The 15409-nt window shown below is 61.4% G+C and carries 15 protein-coding genes; 4 read left to right on the top strand and 11 right to left on the bottom strand.

From position 1 onward, the window contains the following. Window positions 1–330: 330 nt before the first annotated feature. From ABWV89_RS02240 to ABWV89_RS02255, 4 genes are all read right to left on the bottom strand, one after another. Entirely contained in the window at window positions 331–1242 is a 912-nt protein-coding gene (locus ABWV89_RS02240; RefSeq protein WP_353393783.1) for an AEC family transporter, read from the bottom strand. Window positions 1243–1274: 32 nt separating this feature from the next. Further along, the gene (locus ABWV89_RS02245; RefSeq protein WP_353393785.1) at window positions 1275–1766 is read right to left on the bottom strand and encodes a DUF1850 domain-containing protein; all 492 of its coding nucleotides are present in this window, start codon (window positions 1764–1766) and stop codon (window positions 1275–1277) included. After that, window positions 1763–3805 carry a TRAP transporter permease gene (locus ABWV89_RS02250; RefSeq protein ID WP_353393787.1) on the bottom strand — a complete coding sequence of 681 codons (2043 nt, stop codon included), beginning with the start codon at window positions 3803–3805 and terminating at the stop codon, window positions 1763–1765. Before ABWV89_RS02250 ends, ABWV89_RS02245 begins: the two co-directional genes overlap by 4 nt. A gap of 69 nt (window positions 3806–3874) precedes the next feature. Then, complete coding sequence (locus tag ABWV89_RS02255) at window positions 3875–4834, bottom strand: TAXI family TRAP transporter solute-binding subunit (protein WP_353393789.1); 960 nt, start codon at window positions 4832–4834, stop codon at window positions 3875–3877. 318 nt (window positions 4835–5152) lie between these two features. On the opposite strand from ABWV89_RS02255, the gene ABWV89_RS02260 reads away from it, so the two are divergent. After that, window positions 5153–6058, top strand: a complete 906-nt coding sequence (locus tag ABWV89_RS02260; RefSeq protein ID WP_353393791.1) for a fructosamine kinase family protein — start codon at window positions 5153–5155, stop codon at window positions 6056–6058. Window positions 6059–6073: 15 nt separating this feature from the next. On the opposite strand, the gene ABWV89_RS02265 is transcribed toward ABWV89_RS02260, so the two are convergent. Continuing rightward, window positions 6074–6925, bottom strand: coding sequence for a DMT family transporter (locus ABWV89_RS02265; protein WP_353393793.1), 852 nt, complete (start codon window positions 6923–6925; stop codon window positions 6074–6076). 235 nt (window positions 6926–7160) lie between these two features. Here ABWV89_RS02265 and ABWV89_RS02270 point away from each other — a divergent pair, with 235 nt between their 5' ends. Beyond that, window positions 7161–8609, top strand: a complete 1449-nt coding sequence (locus tag ABWV89_RS02270; RefSeq protein WP_353393795.1) for a phospholipase D-like domain-containing protein — start codon at window positions 7161–7163, stop codon at window positions 8607–8609. A gap of 25 nt (window positions 8610–8634) precedes the next feature. Here the strand turns inward: ABWV89_RS02270 and ABWV89_RS02275 are convergent, their stop codons facing one another. From ABWV89_RS02275 to ABWV89_RS02300, 6 genes are all read right to left on the bottom strand, one after another. After that, entirely contained in the window at window positions 8635–9510 is an 876-nt protein-coding gene (locus tag ABWV89_RS02275; RefSeq protein WP_353393797.1) for a shikimate dehydrogenase family protein, read from the bottom strand. A gap of 107 nt (window positions 9511–9617) precedes the next feature. Then, entirely contained in the window at window positions 9618–10097 is a 480-nt protein-coding gene (aroQ, locus tag ABWV89_RS02280) for a type II 3-dehydroquinate dehydratase (RefSeq protein WP_353393799.1), read from the bottom strand. A 70-nt stretch (window positions 10098–10167) separates the two neighbouring features. Beyond that, window positions 10168–11163: a TRAP transporter substrate-binding protein gene (locus ABWV89_RS02285; RefSeq protein ID WP_353393801.1), complete on the bottom strand. Its 996-nt coding sequence runs from the start codon at window positions 11161–11163 to the stop codon at window positions 10168–10170. A gap of 237 nt (window positions 11164–11400) precedes the next feature. Continuing rightward, window positions 11401–12681 carry a TRAP transporter large permease subunit gene (locus tag ABWV89_RS02290; protein WP_353393803.1) on the bottom strand — a complete coding sequence of 427 codons (1281 nt, stop codon included), beginning with the start codon at window positions 12679–12681 and terminating at the stop codon, window positions 11401–11403. Between the two features lie 128 nt (window positions 12682–12809). Continuing rightward, complete coding sequence (locus ABWV89_RS02295; RefSeq protein ID WP_353393804.1) at window positions 12810–13355, bottom strand: TRAP transporter small permease; 546 nt, start codon at window positions 13353–13355, stop codon at window positions 12810–12812. A gap of 171 nt (window positions 13356–13526) precedes the next feature. Next, on the bottom strand, window positions 13527–14189 hold the full coding sequence (locus ABWV89_RS02300; RefSeq protein ID WP_353393806.1) for a TetR family transcriptional regulator: 663 nt from the start codon (window positions 14187–14189) through the stop codon (window positions 13527–13529). Here ABWV89_RS02300 and ABWV89_RS02305 point away from each other — a divergent pair. Continuing rightward, entirely contained in the window at window positions 14188–14469 is a 282-nt protein-coding gene (locus ABWV89_RS02305) for a hypothetical protein (RefSeq protein WP_353393808.1), read from the top strand. The genes ABWV89_RS02300 and ABWV89_RS02305 overlap by 2 nt on opposite strands. Further along, complete coding sequence (locus ABWV89_RS02310; RefSeq protein WP_353393810.1) at window positions 14466–15401, top strand: porin; 936 nt, start codon at window positions 14466–14468, stop codon at window positions 15399–15401. The genes ABWV89_RS02305 and ABWV89_RS02310 overlap by 4 nt, the downstream gene beginning before the upstream one ends. The last annotated feature ends 8 nt before the right edge of the window (window positions 15402–15409 follow it).

A 15409-nucleotide genomic window follows, 5' to 3' on the forward strand; every position in this document is an offset into this window, starting at 1 on the left:
GCCGAAGGCCGTGGTGTGGACATCTTTCGCAACTGTGGCTGGTCGAGTACGACCACATCGGTTCGCTGGTCTTTTGGCTTGGCCTCGCCGTGGTGCTGGCAGGTGGGGCCGTTGTGACTTGGCGGATGCATCGGCGGGATCGCCGTGAGATGGATGAGCTGGCGCGAAAGTACGGTTTCAGGGATGACGCGAATCAAGGCAGCGAGACAGACGGAAATCCCCTCTAAGCGCTTGACGTTCGGTCGGGTGCGGAATGGTGGGGCGATGGCTGTTCCGGGATGGATGCTGACCGATGTCTGAGTCAGTTAGAAAAACCGGTTCGGATTTGCTTCATACCCCAGCCAATGCCAACGCCATCGGAAGACTCAATGCGGCCAACGCCGTAGAGACCGTGACCAGCGAGGCCACATAGGGCCCGTCGTATCCCATGCGCGTCGCCAGCACGTAGCAGCTCGACGCGGTGGGCACAGCGCTGAACAGAAGGAGGACGGTCTGTTCTGATGTATTCAGTCCGAACAGGGACCCCATGGCCCAGGCGGCAAGTGGCAGCGATGCGTGCTTGATGAAGAGGACGGCCGTGGCCAGGCGTTTGGCTTGCGCCAGGGAGGCGAGGCGCATGCCCGCGCCAGCGGCCATCAGGCCCAGTGGCAGTGACGATTGGCCAATGCGTTCCAGTGTGGGTGCCATCCATTCGGGAATGCTCAAGCCCCCCAGGTTGGCGAGCAAGCCAGAGAGTGTGCCAATGATCAACGGGTTGCGCGCCAGCTCGCGACCAAAACCGCGCCCGGAATGCTTTGCCATGGGCCAGACGGCGGCGGTGTTGAAAATGGGTACGCAGACGCCGACCAGCACGGAGACCAAGGCCAAGCCTTCGCTGCCAAGCAGTCGCTGTGACAGAGCCAGGGCGATGAAAGAGTTGAACCGAAAGGCAACCTGAGCGCTGGCGGCGTGGCGACGCGGGTCAAATGTCTTTCCCCAGATGGGCCAGTAGGGCAGGGAGTAGGCCAGGGCGATGCCTGTCAATGCCAATGCCACGCCAGCGCCCATCAGGCCGGACATTGCGCCCAGGTCCAAAGGACGACTGATGATGGCCTGGAACAGCAAAACAGGGAACAGGAAATAGTAGACGAGTGCTTCGACTGGCTCCCACACACGGCGGTCCAAAGCGGTGTGTCGGCACAAAAGCGCGCCGCATGCAATCAGCGCGAAGTCGGGCGCGAGCAGGGGAATGAAGTTGGTCACTGCAGCGGCTTTGTCAACCTGTATGGGGCGCTTCAGCGACGAGGTGCAGCTGGCCGTGGTGCCCGGCAAGGCCGCAACAGGGTAATGCCACCATCGCTGAGGAGCAGTTCACCCATGGGCTGGCACTGCTTGTCCGCTGAGCACCATTCGTAGTCGGCTGTGTAAGGCGAGCGGGTCAGGCGCTGCTCATAGGGGCTCGGTGTCTTTGGATGGTAGTGGTACCAGCCGTCCTTGAGCACGGCATCGGCGGGGGGCTCCATGCCGGCGCCGGTACCCCGAATGCGGGCAGCTTCAATGAGCAGTTGCGGGCGCTCACTGGAGCCATGCACCTTGGGTACAACGATCCGATAGTCTTCCTCCCAGCGCACCTTTTCAATCGAGTGCGTCCAGGCCAGCGTGAATCGTTCGCCAGGCATGAACACCTCCTGTGCGGTGGCGTTCACGCCGGGCGCCGCTGTTTGTGCGGTGGCCAGGACCAGGCAGGCGCCCAGTTCTCCCAGTGTTTCTACAGCCGAACCACTCATGCGGTGGCGGCAGACTGGCGTGTGCGCCAGATGTGCCAGACCACGAAAGCGGTCACCGCACCGAGGCCGATCTCATCGGTGAGCGGCAGGGCCACCACCAGGCAACTGGCTGAAGCGAATGCGATGACGCGTTCCCACCAGCGCAATGGGCCCACCAGGTGCCCGATGGCGGCGGCACCCCACATGCCGATAGCGACCAGCGCCTTGAACACGACCCACGCGGTGGCGACCATGCTGTCGCCCTGCAGCATCAACGCAGGGCTGTAGACAGCCATGTAAGGCATGATGAAGCCGGCGATGGCCACGCGTATGGCCTGGAAGCTGATCTTCAGGCCGGACTCTTTTGCAATGGGGGCTGCAGCGAAGGCCGCCAGTGCCACGGGTGGCGTGAGGTCGGCCATGATGCCGAAGTAGAAGACGAACATGTGCGAGACCACCAGCGGCACACCCAGCTCCAGCAGCACGGGTGCGGCCAGCGAGCTGGTGATGATGTAGTTGGGAATGGTGGGAATGCCCATGCCCAGCACCAGGCAGGTGATCATGGTGAGGAACAGTGCCAGAAACAGATTGCTCTCACCGATGGCAATGATGCGGCCACCCAGCTCGGTGGCAACGCCGGTGAGGTTGATGACACCGATGATCACGCCCACCAAGGCGCAGGCAATGGCCACAGGCAGCGCGTGGCGGGCACCGTCAACCAGCGCCTTGACGGCGAGTTGGCGCGCGTCAGCGCCTGTGCGTCGGATGTAAGTCAGCGCCACCAGAATGGCGGTGAGCACGAAGAAAGTGCCCACGCCAAACGTGAAGAATCCAGAGCAGGCGATGGCCAGCAAGACCCAGAAGATGCCCCGTAAGGCCAGCCCCTGGACGCCCGTCATCACGGCGGCACCGAAGATGAGAATGACCGTCAGCCCCAGGCCCACCGTTCCGGAAAAGAGCGGTGTGTAGCCGGAGAACAGCAGGCCCACCAGGCCGGCCAGCGGCAGTAGCAAGTGCCAGCGCTCTCGCATGGCTGTCCATGGGCTGGGGCATTCTGATTTGGGCAAGCCCAGCAAGCCCTTGCGTCCTGCTTCCAGGTGCACCATCCAGAAGGCGGTGACGAAGTACAGGATGGCGGGAATCAGAGCTGCCTTGACGATCTCGACGTACTCCACGTCGATGGTCTCGGCCATGATGAAGGCCACGGCCCCCATCACCGGCGGCATGATTTGTCCGCCCATGCTGGCGGTGGCCTCCACGCCGCCGGCAAAAGCCGAGCTGTAGCCGAAGCGCTTCATGAGCGGAATGGTGAACTGGCCGGTAGTGACAACGTTGGCCACGCCAGAGCCGTTGATGGTGCCCATCAGGCCGGAGGAAATCACAGACACCTTGGCTGGCCCACCCTTGGTGTGGCCGACCGTGCCCATGGCGAAATCGTTGAACAGGCGAATCATGCCGGCCTGCTCCAGGAAGGAGCCGAACAGGATGAACAGGAAGATGTACGTGGATGAAACGTAGGTAGGGGTGCCGTAGATGCCCTCTGTGCCGAAGCTCAGCGTGCTGATGACCTGGTCCATGCCGTAGCCGCGGTGGGCGAAAGCGCCTGGCAGGAGGTCGCCCCAGATGGCATAGGCCAGGAAGATGCCGCAGATCAGTGGCAGACCCCAGCCCATGACGCGCCGCGCCGCTTCAAACACCATGGCCAGCAGAACCGTGCCGATGACCCAGTCGGCCTCGATCAGTTCACCGGCGCGCAAGGTCAGGTCGTCTTCATACACCCAGTGGTAGAAGCTGAATGCAAAACCCACCACGCCCAGCGTCCAGCCGATGATGCGACCAACATGCCCCAGGCCACCCAGATGCCCCCTGAAGTAGGGGAAGAGGGTGAAGATCAGGAGCAACACGAAGCCAACGTGGATGGCGCGCACCACCTGGCTCGACATCGGGCTGAAGGCGGCTGTGACGATCTGGAAGCAGGAGAAAGCGATGGCTATCCAGAAAATGAGGCCTCGATCGATGTCGGGCGTGTGCTGGTGTGACGGAGATTCTTCTTCGTGCATGACTTGAACTCGGCGCTGGCAAAACGGAAAACGGCCCCATCAGGGGCCGGGATTGGTGAAGTGATCAGATCACTTGATCACGCCTTTTTCCTTGTAGTAGCGCTCTGCGCCAGGGTGCAGTGGTACAGGCATGCCCTTGGTGGCGCCTTCGAGCTTGATCACCTTGGCAGCATTGTGGGCTGCGTAGAGGGTGTCCAGGTTTTCGTACATGGCCTTGGTCATGGCGTAGGCCAGATCGTCAGACACGCCGGAGTGTGTCACCAGGTAGTTGGCGATGGCAGCGGTAGGGACGTCAGCAGTCTGGCCGTCATAGGTGCCGGCAGGAATGACGGCTGGCTGGTAAGCCGCGCTGCCAACCTTGCTGACCACGTCGGCGGGTACCGGAATCACCACGATCTTGACCGAGGTGGCCAGGTCACGAATGGACGCCACGCCCAGGCCGGCCGATTGCAGGGTGGCGTCGAGCTGGCGGTTCTTGATGAGTTCAACCGACTGACCAAAAGGCAGGTACTCGGTCTTGGACAGATCTTCATACGACAGGCCGGCTGCCTTGAAGATGGCGCGGGCGTTGAGCTCGGTACCGGATTTGGCCGCACCGACCGACACACGCTTGCCCTTGAGGTCAGCCAGGGACTTGATGCCGGACTCTTCGCTGGCCACGATCTGGATGTAGTTGCTGTAGGTGGCCGAAAGACCGCGCAGCTTGTCAAGCTTGGTCTTGAAGCCAGCTTCTTCGTTGCCTTCCCATGCGTACGACACGGCATCACCCAGTGCAATGGCCAGCTCGCCACGGCCAGCCTGCAGCAGGTTCAGGTTCTCGGCAGAGGCCTTGGTCACCTGTGCGGTAGGGCGGGAGTCCGGAATGGCTTTGCTGAAGATCTGGGAGAGCGCAACTCCGATCGGGTAGTACACACCGCTTTGCCCGCCAGTGAGCACGTTGATGAATTGCTGTTTCTGGGCTACGGCGGCACCGCTGACCAGGGCTGCCGAGATGGCCAGACCCAGTCCGAATTTGTGCATCAGACGCATGATGGTTGTCTCCTCAAGAAAAAAAGTGAAAGGCGTCCCCGGGGATATCCCGACCATTGTGGGCGCCACGATTCAGAATACTCCAATCCCCCCTGTTCAAGGCTGGCAAACCCCTGTCATTTGGGGGCGGGGTTTTCCCCGATGGGCATGCAAGCTTGCTTTCAAAATGTTGCGGCTGCTTGCCTGCTTTTCCTCTTTCGAGGCCTGGCGCCATGCCCTGGGGGTGCCACAATGGACCGAATCTGCTTGGGCGCCATCGGCGGCGAGCCGCTGGCGAAGGACGAACCGATCTTCTCTCGCATGATGAACTCACCTCGCATGTCTGAACTCATCGCCTCGAAGGTGCCGGGGCGGTGGCAGGTGAGCGCCTTGCAGGCCAGCAGCTTTTGCCAGACGTATCGTGCCAAGGCGCCGGGCCAGCCCGACCTGTTCGTCAAAGCAATGCCGACGAGCGAGCGCGGGGATGTGCTGGCGGCCGAGGCGGATGGCCTGAGCGCGATCGCCGCCACGGCCACCATACGTGTGCCAAGGCTGGTGGCGGTCTATGAGGCAGAGGCCTGGTCCGTGCTTGCCCTGGAGTGGCTGCCACTCTCCGGGGCGGGAGGGCCGGAGTTTGGTGAGCGCTTCGGTCACGCGCTGGCCAGCCTGCACGCATTAGCTCCGCCGGGCGATGGCCGTTATGGCTGGCACCGCAATAACTGGCTGGGCAGCACACCGCAGGACAATGCCTGGTCTGTAGTGGGGGGACGAGAGGGGTGGCTGGACTTTCTGGCCAACCAGAGGCTCCTGCCCATGGCGAATGGTCTGGGTGCCGAGCTGATCGGTGCCGTGGGGCGAGTCGTGCACGAAGTCTTGCCGCGGCTGTTCGATATCGACGACTACGAGCCGAGGGCGTCACTGATTCATGGTGATCTGTGGAGCGGCAACTGGTCCGCTGTCGGTGGAGAAGCCGAGAGTGCCAACGCAGGTCAGCCCGTTGTCTTTGATCCTGCCGTCTCGGTTTCTGACCCGGAAGCCGAACTGGCCATGATGGAGCTTTTCGGTTTGCCTCCTTCCGGCTTCTGGAGTGCCTACGGCGAAGTGCTGCCAGTGGCAGAGGGCTATGCGCAGCGCAAACGCGTCTATCAGCTGGTACACCTGCTCAACCATGCCCGGCTGTTTGGCGGCGGGTACGACACACAGTGCCTGATGCTTGCCAGGCGAATTGTCGAATCGTGTCGATGATGGGGGAGCGAGAGGCTACTTTGTCCTCGTACCCAGCCAGGCACACACCACGATCAGCGCAATGCCGCCCCAGGTCCAGGCATCGGGTATGTAGCCGAAGACCAGTGCCCCCAGCAAGGTGGCGAATGCAATCTGTGCGTACAGGAACGGCGTGACCTTCGACGCGGGTGCAAACCCGTATGCGCGAATCAGCAGGTAATGGCCCAGCGAACCGAAAACGCCGAGCAAGCCCACCAGAAACCACAGTCTGGGCTCTGCCAGTGGTTCCCATGTCCAGGGCAGCAAGACGGTTCCCAGTGTGAGACCGGTCAGTCCGGTATAGAAGTGCATGGTGCCCGGGTCTTCGGTGCGGACCATCTTGCTTGTCACCACCTGATAGGCGGCGTTGACCAACACCAGCAGCAGCGGCAAGAGGAGACCGAGGTGAAGCTCTCCGTCCTTGGGGTACACCACGATCAATGCGCCCAGCATGCCGCCGGCGACGAGCAGCCAGGCCAGGGCGGAGACCTTTTCGCGCAACAGGAAAGAGGCCAGCAGAGTGATCACAAGCGGCGTGAGCATGAGTACCGCGGTGAACTCACCGACCGGTACATGACGCAGACTGATGAAAGCGACCACGCCGGAGGTGACCATCAGCGTGCCGCGCAGGGCTTGCCAACCGGGCGCCTGCGTCTTGAACAGCCTTGAGCGCTTCTGTGGCCAGAGGAGGACAACCGTCATGAGAGTCTGGACGGTAAAGCGCAGCCACACCGCCATGAACACAGGCACGGCCTTGCCCACGAACTGCGACGTCGTGTCCAGAGAAGCAAAGCAGGCAGTCGCCAGGGTGGCGAGCAGGATGCCGCGCGTGAGGTGTGGATGATCCAAGGCAGGGGCAGGGTATGACAGACACAAGACCATCGGCGTGCGCGGCGCCGCACATGATGGTCAGGCGTGGGATCATTTTGGGGCAGCGCCGCCATGGACGTGCTGACGAAGCACTGACGCAACACCCGGTACTCTGTCACGCAGGGCTTCAGTACACTGGAGTGCATTCGCGCCAGCGCTGATCGTCAGCTTCACGGGTGGCAGGCGATGCATACGGTGAGGAGGCACCGAGTCAATGAAACTGTTTGGGGGGAAGTTGGGCCGCGTCCTGAAGTGGCTGGCCAAGGCGGTGTTCCTGGTCCTGGTGGTCGTGCCGCTGGTGTTCGCCGCGGCATTCCTGGGGATTCAGGAGGCCAGCGAGCGTGAGTGGCTGGGCCGCGCGCCTTCGCATCCGGCCATTGACGTGCGTTCTCAGGAACCGCACCAGGTCATGCTGCTGGATGTGGGTTTTGACTCGCTTGCCGAACGCCTGCGAATGATTGACTCCGCCACGCAGTCCATCGAGCTGGAGTTCTTCATCTACGAAATCGACGAAGCGAGCCGGCTCATCTCGCAGGCCTTGGCACGCAAGGCCAGAGAGGGCGTGAAGGTCCGCATTCTGGTGGACTTTGCAACCCCTGTGTTCAAGCTGGCGCCGGAGTATGTCAAATCGCTGGAGAAGGCCGGCGTGGAGGTGCGCTACTACAACACCACGGGCCTGGCGCGCATCTTCGCCTCACAGCACCGTACCCATCGCAAGCTGCTGGTGGTGGACCGTCACTCGGCCATCATCGGTGGCCGCAACATCGGCAATGACTACTTTGACATTTCCGAGCACTACAACTTTCTCGACAGTGATCTGCGCCTGGACGGGCCTGTGGCAGCGGCCATTGCCGATTCCTTTGAGCTGTACTGGGCGTCCGACTGGGTCACAGACCCGAAAGATCTGCGCGAGGAAGAGGTGGTGGTCACCGGTGGTGGGCTGCTGGGACAGCTCAGTGCCCACGAGGCCGCACTGCTGGCCGAGTTGGACGAACACAAACCGTCCCTGAATGTCTCCACGTGCCCTGACCTGCACTTCATCACTGACTATCCAGGCTCGGGCGTGGAGCGGCGGCGGGTGTTCAATGCGGTTTCCAGGCTGGTCGACGAGGCGGACGAGGCGATTTTTGTCGAAAGCCCTTACCTCGTGCTCAGGGCCGATGGTGCAGAGGTGATGAAGGCCGTGACGCGCAAGGGTGCAAAGCTGACTTTTCTGACCAACAGCCTGTATTCGACGGATGCGTTCTACACCGTGGCCAATCTTGCTGATTCGTTGGACATGCTGAAAGTGCCGGGCATCGAGGTCTGGGCGTACAAAGGGCAGCCACTCCAAGGCAGCGTCCGCCCGCCGGCATCTCAACGCTGGGGCGTGCACTCCAAACGGGCCGTGGTGGATGACGACACCGTGGTGATCGGCACCTACAACATCGATCCGCGCTCGGCCAATCTGAATTCAGAGCTGATTGTCATCTGCCGTGGCAACGAGACACTCGCCGCTGAGGTCAAAGCCAGCCAGCAGGCCCGTCTCGCGCAGTCCGTGCCCATTACCGGCACGCCTGATGCCGGTGGCTACAACGCGCTCATTGAGGGAGCGGATGGCTTTACGGTCTGGAAGATGCGCATGTCGGCTCCCTTTGCCGACTTTCTCGACTTTTTGCTATGAGTCGGGCGCCGCTGTAGATCCAGCGTCAGACTGAGGCTGCCGCCTGGGCAGAGGCTGTAGCAGAGGCTGCTGGATCGAGCTGGGCCAGTGAGCGCAGCGTGGCCGCGTCTGTGCTGGGCAGGTCAAAGAACTCCAGGTAGGCCGGTATTTGCTCGAACAGCATGTCGGCGCCAATCTGAACGGTACAGCCCTTGGCCTGCGCCGCCTGCAGAAAAGCCGTCATTTCCTGGCTGAGCACCACTTCGCCGACCATGGTGCCCGGGCTGAGCCGGTCAACGTCGACAGGCAGCGGGTCGCCCGGCTTCATGCCCAGCGGTGTGGCATTGACGACAAGCTCGAACCCCTCAGGATCGCTGCGTCCTGTGCGCACTTCAACCGCCGGAAAATGCTGGCGAATGCGGGCAGCCAAGGCATTGGCGGCACCGGGCTGAACGTCGAACAACGCCAGTTCTGCCACACCAGCGGCAGCCAGAGATGCGGCGATGGCCGAGCCTACGCCGCCGGCCCCCACCACCAGGGCACGTTTGCCAACAGGGTCCTGCCCTTTGGTGCGCAAGCCGCGCACAAAGCCTTCGCCGTCAAACATGTCGCCCAGCAAACGTCCGTCGGGCATGCGGCGAACCGCGTTGCATGCACCTGCCACACGTGCGGCAGGACTCATGTCGTCGACCAGGTCACACACAGCCACCTTGTGCGGCATGGTGATCAGTGCTCCCACCAGGTTTTGCAGCCGAAAGACGGCAGGCAGGAAGGCGGCAAAGTCCTCCTTCTGGCAGGCCATTGGCACAACGACGGTATCCACACCCGCCTGGTCGAACCAGGGGTTGTATATCTGGGGCGACTTGAACGTGAATGTGGGGTAGCCGATATGGGCGATAAAGGTCGTCAGACCGGTGATCATGGTGGCACTCTGGTTGGCCTTGCCAGAACACCCGGACGTCAGCAGAGCCGCCCCCTGTGCCTTGGCGGCAAGGGCGGACAGTCAGCGACGGGCAGTCCTGGCAGTGCTTAAGGTTGCGTTCGTGCGACCGATTGCGTGGTCTTGCGCACCAGGCCATCCATGGCCACGAGATAGCCGTCGACGCCAAACCCCACCACGATGCCGGCGGCCACGGGGGAGACCCATGACTGATGGCGAAACGCTTCACGCGCGTGGACGTTGGAGATGTGGCATTCGATGACGGGCAGGCCGCCGACACCTGCAATGGCGTCGTGCAGCGCGATCGAGGTGTGGGTCAGGGCACCGGGGTTGAACACGCAACCGAGGGCCTTGCCTTCCTTGAACAGCTTTCCGTACTCGTGGATCTTGTCGATCAGCGCGCCTTCCCAGTTGCTCTGGAAACACTCCACCTCATAACCCAGCTTCTCGCCGTGGGCCATACAGAAGCCCTCGACATCAGTGAGCGTGGTGTAGCCGTACTGCGCGGGTTCGCGCGTACCGAGCAGGTTCAGGTTGGGGCCGTTGAGGACAAGAATCTTTTGCTTCATGGCTCAAGTGTCGCAGAAACCGCGTGGAGCAGGCCAGTCAGAGACGGGTCTGCTCCGCTTCGGTCGTTGCTTATTTGCGCAGTTTGGCCAGTTCAGCCTGCAGCGCTTCCACGGTTTCCTTGCCCACCTTGTCGGCGTGCTTCTCCACCACTGGCTTCATCTTCTCTTGCAGCTTGGCCACTTCAGCCGCTGGCAGTTCGGTCACTTGCATGCCGTTCTGCTTGAGCGTATCGAGCGCGCCGTCCACAGCTGCACGGGCTTGCTTGCGCTGGAACACGGCAGACTCTGCCACTGCTTCGCGGATGACTTTCTGTTCTTCGGCAGAGAGTTTCTCCCAGAACTTTTTGCTCACCACGACAGATTGCGGGTTGTACTGGTGGTTGGTCAGGGCGATGTGCTTTTGCACTTCGTAGAACTTGGCACCCAGGATGGTGGCCACCGGGTTTTCCTGTCCGTCAACGGCACCTTGCTCCAGTGCGGCATACACCTCTGGCCATGGCAGCGGGGTAGGGTTGGCGCCGAGGGCCTTGACCCAGTCCACGTTGATCGGGTTGGGAATCACGCGCAGCTTCAGGCCTTCGATGTCGGCCACGGTGTTGATGGCACGCTTGCCGTTGGTGATGTTGCGAAAGCCCAGCTCGTAATAGCCCAGGCCAACAATGCCTTTGGGCTCAAGTTTGGCGTGCAGCTTCTGGCCGAAATCGCCATCGACCACTTTGTCAGCTTCCTGGCCGTTGCGGAACATGAACGGGAAATCGAAGATGGCCATCTCTGGCGTGAGGCTGGCGAAAATGCCCGAGTTCATGGACGCCATCTCAATGGTGCCAGCCTGCAGAGCGGTGACGTTGGCCTGGTCGCTGCCAAGCTGACCAGAGGGGAACACCTTGACCTTGAGCTTGCCGCCCGACTTGGCGTCCACCAGCTCGGCGAACTTCTCCATGCCCTGAATGATGGGGTGGCCGGCAGCGTTCTGGTTGGCGAACTTGATGGTTTTCTCTGCCATGGCCAGGCTGCTGCCAGCAAGCGCAACAGCGGCAATGACGGTTTTGACGAACAAGCGGTTCATGGAGTTGTCTCCTTGTGCGGGTGGGTCGCTTTCAAAAGGCGATTCGGCAGGGGCGAACCCGTGACCTGCCGAGCCGTTGTTTCATGAGAGATGGACAAGCCTGATGCCAGTTCCACCTCCACGTCCATGTGTGTGTTCAAAGTGTCAAGACAAATCAAATGCAAATTCAAACTCAAATGCAAATTCAAATGCCAGGCTGCATCAGCGAAGCGGTTTTGACTATTGAGGGGGAGCGCTTCATCCGTAGAACCACTTCAGTGGCGTGAGCACCAGCTGCGGGAACAGGACCAGCAGCACCAGCACCAGAATCTGCGCCAGCATGAAAGGCCATACGCCCCGCGCTACATGGTCGATCCGCATGCGGCCCACACCTGCCACCACGTTGAGCACGGTGCCCACCGGCGGCGTGACCAGTCCAATCACGCCGTTGATGACAAACAGGACGCCAAAGTAGATCGGGTCGATGCCAGCGGCCTTGACGACCGGGACCATCACAGGGGCCAGGATCAGAATCGTGGGGGTGATGTCCATGGCCATGCCGACCAGTAGCAATATCGCCATGAGAACCAGCAGCAGCAATGTGGGGCTGTCCATGAACGGTTCGAGCAGCTCGATGAGCTGAGCGGGCAGGCTGGCGACCGTGATCAGCCAGGCACTGACGCCGGCGGCAGCGACGAGGAACATGATCACGGCAGTGGTTTTGGCGGCGCCAAGAAACACCCCATATAGCTGCGAGAGTTTCATCTCACGGTAGATCACCGTGGCCACGAACAACGCATAGACCGCTGCAACGACGGCTGCCTCCGTGGGAGTGAAGACGCCGAACTTGAGCCCCACCAGAACGATGAGGGGCAGAAAGAGCGCCCAGACCGATTCGCGCAGAGCTGACATCCGCTCCGCGCGGGACTTGGCAGGCGTCGGCTCCACGCCTTCCTGGCGTGTGGTGATCCACCAGGCTGCGGCGATGGCCAGGCCCATGAGCACACCGGGCACCAGGCCGGCCATGAAGAGCTTGCCAATGGACAGGTTGGTGGTGACGCCGAAGATCACAAAGGGGATTGATGGCGGGATGATGGGTGCAATGATGCCGGCTGTGGCAATGAGTCCGCCTGATCGGGCTTTGTCGTGTCCGGCTTTGACCATCATGGGCAGCAGCAGCGCGGTCAACGCTGCCGTATCCGCGACGGCGGAGCCCGACAACGATGCCATGAGGCAGGCCGCCACAATGGTCACGTAGCCCAGGCCGCCGCGCACATGGCCCACCCAGGTCATGGCCAGATTGACAATGCGCTTGGACAAGCCGCCCACGTTCATGATCTCGCCAGCGAGCATGAAGAAAGGGACGGCCAGCAGTGGGAAGCTGTTGGCGCCTTCGAGCACGTTCTGGGCAAGAATCTGCGCTTCGAGCAAGTCCATGTGCCACATCAGAGCCACGCCGGCGAGCAGCAGTGCGTATGCAATGGGAATACCGATGGCGATGCAGCCGATCAGCGATCCCAGAAAAACAAGAATGGTCATGTCAGCAAGAGGCGAAAGAAGTGGGTGTTGGGCGAGAGGTCAGGTTTTGGGCTGGCGCACATGGGCGTTTTGTCGGTGTGACCGGACTCAGGCGCTGCAACAGGTGTCGGTGTCGTGCAAGATGGGGTTCAGTTGCGGTTTTCGTGCGCCGCCAGGTCTGCTTCGGTGGGCTCCAGCCCTGCCGGGTTGTGCAGCGCTTCAGGGTCGAGTTGGCCGGTCATCAGCCGAACAATGTCCAGCACGAGCAGCAGGCCGCAAGAGACGGCGAACACCAGGCCAGAGCCGTCGGCCCATGCTTGGGAGTAGCCCGAGACAGGGGCTTCCACGTCCCAGTTCAGCTGAACCTGCATCCAGCTGCCGCTGAACATCAGCCAGGTGGCGTAGAGCATCAGGCCATGGCCGGCAATGAGCACGAGGCGGTGAAGCGGGCGGGGCAGGCGGGCCACCAGCATGTCGGTGCCCATGTGGCTGCGGTCACGCCAGGCCACAGTGGCACCCAGGAACACCACCCACATGAATAGCCAGCGCGAGATTTCCTCTGCAATGACAATGCCGGAATCGAATGCGTAGCGCAGCACCACGTTCGAGAACACAAGCACCACCATGACGACCAGGCACAGGACCATGATCAGTGAGAGCAGACGGCAGTAGCCGTTGATGATTTTGTCGAGCATCCGATTTGTCTCCAATGCGTGCAATTATGTACGAACTGGTTAGTTCTGAAGAATCAGGGTTTTCCAGGGGGTGGCATTCGCTGGGCAAGCCGCAGACAAAAAGAGGCCACCCGCAGGTGGCCTCTCTGAGATCGATTTGATCTGCTGTATCTTGCGTCGTGCCGGCTGGCGTCAGATGCGCACATAGCGCTCGATCATGTCCACCACGCCTTGACGGCGGCGTGAGACCCAATCCTGGCCTGCGGTGTCAATCTTGAAGATCAGCCCGAACGTGTGTTGGTTGGACACGTTGAAGAAAGTCAGTGCCGAGATGGACGCGTGTATCTCCACTGGGTCGAGGCCGGGGCGGAAGACACCCTCGGCCAGGCCACGCTGGTAGAGCTTTTCAATGGAAGAGATTGCCGGCACATTGAGTTCCTGTATGTACTGGCTGCGTGCCAGGGTCTGCCCCCGGTTGATGTTCTCGGTCATGATCAGCCGGGCGTAGTCTTCATGCTGCCATTGGCGGTCGAAGGTGTGGCTGACCAGCGTGCGAAGGGCTTCGAGAGGCGGGAGGTTGTCCAGCTTGAGATCGGCTTCCTGCTCGCGCATCTCCCGGTATGCCGCTTCCAGAACGGCCAGGTACAGGCCTTCCTTGTTCTGGAAGTAGTAGTAGATCATTCGCTTGCTCGTCTGGGTGGCGGCAGCAATTTCGTCGATACGCGCACCGGCCAGGCCCTTTTCGGCAAATTCGGTCCGGGCCACGGCCAGGATGTTGGCCATGGTGCGGGCTGGGTCGTTGGTGCGGCCTGTGGTGGCCTGCGCCTTGTCGGCGGACTCTGTGGCGTCTGTCATGGAGCAAGAGGAAAGTGCTGAAAGCGTCGTTGGCATTGTCGCCGATGCGGTGGCATCGGCAATAACCCTGAAAAATGAACGAACTGTTCCGTTATTTATACATCTATCAGCTATTCATGAATTAACTTGTTCGTATGTTTTGACAGTCGGTGTAATGGCAAGGCCCGATCAGGGTATGCGAAGCCGTCATGCAGATAGCGTGCGGATCGCCAACCTGAAACGGCCACGTCTGCCAAGTGGGTCAGGCGTGCATACACAACTTCTGGAGACATCAACATGAAATTGAAATGGATGGCCGTCGCGGCCATGGCAGCAGCAGGCGGCATGGCGCATGCCGACTCGTCAGTCACGCTTTACGGCGTGCTGGATGTGAGCGTTGGCCGCACCACGGGTGGGCAAGTGGCGATCAATGGCGGACGTGGCAATGCAGCCTCTGCACAGAGCTACCACACACCATCGCGTATCGGCTTCAAGGGCACAGAAGACATGGGTGGCGGGCTCGCTGCCAATTTCGGCCTGGAGACCGGCGGCATTTCCCTCGTCGACGGCGGGCCAGGGCTGAGCTTCACGCGTGAGGCATGGGTTGGGCTCTCTGGCGGCTTTGGCGCCACCCGGTTTGGCTTGACGTCCTCGGTGGCGACGCAAGGCCATGCGCGCTTCGACCTCAACGGCATTTCCGGATCTTCCGCCATGGCCAATGCCGGCGTCAGCCCTGTGACCTGGTACAGCTCCTCACGCCGTCCTTCGCAGATTCAGTACGTCACGCCCAACATGGGAGGAGCTGATGTCGGCCTGGGCTATGTGCTCGCCGGCAACAACGAGGATCAGGCCAGCCTGCAGGTGCGCGTGAACTACGGAACCGGGCCGTTTGCAGTGGGCTATGTGGCTGAGACCAAGCGAGTGGCGGGCAACCGCACCGCTCAAGCCATTGCTGGCAGCTATGACTTCCAGGTGGCCAAGCTGGTTGCTGGTTACGTGGTTCGTGAAAGCGAAGCACTGGGCAAAGGCGCCTATGTGGGGGCATCGGCTCCGTTCGGTCCTGTCACAGTGGGCCTGCAGCATGCGCGCAATACCGGCACGGAAGCCGACGCGACGGAGCTGTTTGCCAATTACGCCATGTCCAAGCGGACCAAGGTCTATCTGGACTATGTGAAGAAGGGTGGCAGCGCGTCTGGCTACTCCTACGCGCTGGGTCTTCTGCACTCGTTCTGAGTCGGACA

The sequence above is a fragment of the Hydrogenophaga sp. 5NK40-0174 genome (assembly GCF_040372165.1).
Classification (GTDB): Bacteria; Pseudomonadota; Gammaproteobacteria; order Burkholderiales; family Burkholderiaceae_C; genus Hydrogenophaga.

Excerpts from the sequence above, each read along its gene's own strand:
- ABWV89_RS02285 (WP_353393801.1), bottom strand. The coding sequence starts at position 11,163 with ATGAACCGCTTGTTCGTCAAAACCGTCATTGCCGCTGTTGCGCTTGCT.
- ABWV89_RS02295 (WP_353393804.1), bottom strand. The coding sequence starts at position 13,355 with ATGCTCGACAAAATCATCAACGGCTACTGCCGTCTGCTCTCACTGATC.
- ABWV89_RS02300 (WP_353393806.1), bottom strand. The coding sequence starts at position 14,189 with ATGACAGACGCCACAGAGTCCGCCGACAAGGCGCAGGCCACCACAGGC.
- ABWV89_RS02245 (WP_353393785.1), bottom strand. The coding sequence starts at position 1,766 with ATGAGTGGTTCGGCTGTAGAAACACTGGGAGAACTGGGCGCCTGCCTG.
- ABWV89_RS02270 (WP_353393795.1), top strand. The coding sequence starts at position 7,161 with ATGAAACTGTTTGGGGGGAAGTTGGGCCGCGTCCTGAAGTGGCTGGCC.
- ABWV89_RS02275 (WP_353393797.1), bottom strand. The coding sequence starts at position 9,510 with ATGATCACCGGTCTGACGACCTTTATCGCCCATATCGGCTACCCCACA.
- ABWV89_RS02255 (WP_353393789.1), bottom strand. The coding sequence starts at position 4,834 with ATGCGTCTGATGCACAAATTCGGACTGGGTCTGGCCATCTCGGCAGCC.
- ABWV89_RS02250 (WP_353393787.1), bottom strand. The coding sequence starts at position 3,805 with ATGCACGAAGAAGAATCTCCGTCACACCAGCACACGCCCGACATCGAT.
- ABWV89_RS02305 (WP_353393808.1), top strand. The coding sequence starts at position 14,188 with ATGGAGCAAGAGGAAAGTGCTGAAAGCGTCGTTGGCATTGTCGCCGAT.
- ABWV89_RS02310 (WP_353393810.1), top strand. The coding sequence starts at position 14,466 with ATGAAATTGAAATGGATGGCCGTCGCGGCCATGGCAGCAGCAGGCGGC.
- ABWV89_RS02260 (WP_353393791.1), top strand. The coding sequence starts at position 5,153 with ATGTCTGAACTCATCGCCTCGAAGGTGCCGGGGCGGTGGCAGGTGAGC.
- aroQ (WP_353393799.1), bottom strand. The coding sequence starts at position 10,097 with ATGAAGCAAAAGATTCTTGTCCTCAACGGCCCCAACCTGAACCTGCTC.
- ABWV89_RS02290 (WP_353393803.1), bottom strand. The coding sequence starts at position 12,681 with ATGACCATTCTTGTTTTTCTGGGATCGCTGATCGGCTGCATCGCCATC.